1 protein-coding gene and 1 pseudogene are annotated in these 1980 nt (G+C 43.8%); one reads left to right on the top strand and one right to left on the bottom strand.

The genetic code is table 11. The features are described 5' to 3' along the window. Positions 1–65, bottom strand: a pseudogene (locus GMD4S_RS12960) (lactate/malate family dehydrogenase); the annotation flags it as partial. 194 nt (positions 66–259) lie between these two features. Between GMD4S_RS12960 and gyrA the strand changes: the two are divergent. Further along, a partial coding sequence (gyrA, locus tag GMD4S_RS08355) for a DNA gyrase subunit A (protein WP_001154046.1) occupies positions 260–1980 on the top strand: 1721 nt, incomplete at its 3' end.

Genomic DNA, 1980 nt, shown 5'->3' with positions numbered 1-1980 from the left:
TAAGATGAACCTACGGCACCGTCACCAACAAGGATCACTTTTTTGTGTTGTTTAGTTGAAGTCATTATCTAAACATCTCCTTCATTTTTTTTTAGGGGAATCCCCAGACACTTTCATTCTATCACTTTTAAAAAGCTTTGTCACGAATATTCTATTCGGTCATCGATGTAAACGTTTTAGTGATTTCCAAAGACTGAAATGAAGGACGAATTATGGTATAATATATCTAATTACTAATAGTGAAATGAGGCATTTATTAATGCAGGATAGAAATTTAGTGAATGTCAATCTGACAAAGGAGATGAAGACCAGCTTTATCGACTACGCCATGAGCGTTATCGTTGCGCGGGCCCTTCCTGATGTTCGAGATGGCTTAAAACCTGTTCACCGTCGTATTCTATACGGAATGAATGAACTAGGTGTTACACCAGACAAACCACATAAAAAATCAGCCCGTATTACAGGGGATGTTATGGGTAAATACCACCCACACGGAGATTCCTCTATTTACGAAGCCATGGTTCGTATGGCTCAGTGGTGGAGCTACCGTTACATGCTTGTTGATGGGCATGGAAACTTTGGTTCTATGGACGGGGACGGTGCTGCCGCGCAGCGGTACACTGAGGCACGTATGAGCAAGATTGCTCTGGAAATGCTTCGTGACATCAATAAAAACACAGTTGATTTCGTAGATAACTACGATGCTAACGAACGTGAACCCTTGGTTTTGCCAGCTCGTTTTCCAAACCTTTTGGTCAATGGGGCAACTGGTATCGCTGTTGGGATGGCAACCAATATTCCACCTCACAACTTGGGTGAAACCATTGATGCAGTGAAGTTGGTTATGGATAATCCTGAAGTGACGACTAAGGACTTGATGGAAGTCTTGCCTGGTCCAGATTTTCCGACTGGTGCTCTTGTCATGGGGAAATCAGGGATCCATAAGGCTTATGAGACTGGTAAAGGTTCCATTGTCCTTCGTTCTCGTACAGAGATTGAAACCACTAAGACGGGTCGTGAGCGGATTGTTGTAACGGAATTCCCTTATATGGTTAATAAAACCAAGGTACATGAGCATATTGTTCGCTTGGTTCAGGAAAAACGAATTGAGGGCATTACAGCCGTACGTGATGAGTCCAACCGTGAAGGCGTTCGCTTTGTAATCGAGGTTAAACGCGACGCGTCTGCCAACGTTATCCTTAACAACCTCTTCAAGATGACCCAGATGCAAACCAACTTTGGTTTCAACATGTTGGCGATTGAAAATGGTGTGCCAAAAATCTTGTCCCTTCGTCAAATTTTGGATGCTTATATCGAGCACCAAAAAGAAGTGGTTGTTCGCCGTACTCGTTTTGACAAGGAAAAGGCGGAGGCGCGTGCGCACATCTTAGAAGGTCTTTTAATTGCACTTGACCATATCGACGAAGTGATTCGTATCATTCGTGCCAGTGAAACAGATGCGGAAGCGCAAGCTGAGTTGATGAGCAAGTTCAAGCTTTCTGAACGTCAAAGTCAAGCTATCCTTGATATGCGTCTTCGTCGTTTGACAGGATTGGAACGTGATAAGATTCAGTCTGAATATGATGAATTGATTGCCTTGATTGCAGATTTGGCTGATATCCTTGCCAAGCCTGAGCGCGTGGCGCAAATCATCAAAGAGGAATTGGACGAAGTCAAACGCAAGTTTGGTGACAAACGTCGTACGGAGTTGATGGTCGGTGAAGTCTTAACTCTTGAAGATGAAGATTTGATTGAAGAAACGGATGTCTTGATTACCCTTTCGAACAAGGGCTACATCAAACGTCTGGACCAAGGTGAGTTTACTGCCCAAAAACGTGGTGGCCGTGGGGTTCAAGGTACTGGGGTTAAGGATGATGACTTTGTGCGTGAGCTGGTTTCAACCAGCACCCATGATCATCTGCTCTTCTTTACTAATAAAGGACGTGTCTACCGCCTTAAAGGTTATGAAATCCCTGAATA

It is taken from the genome of Streptococcus sp. GMD4S, from assembly GCF_000296955.1.
This window is presented reverse-complemented; position numbering and strand designations above follow the sequence as displayed.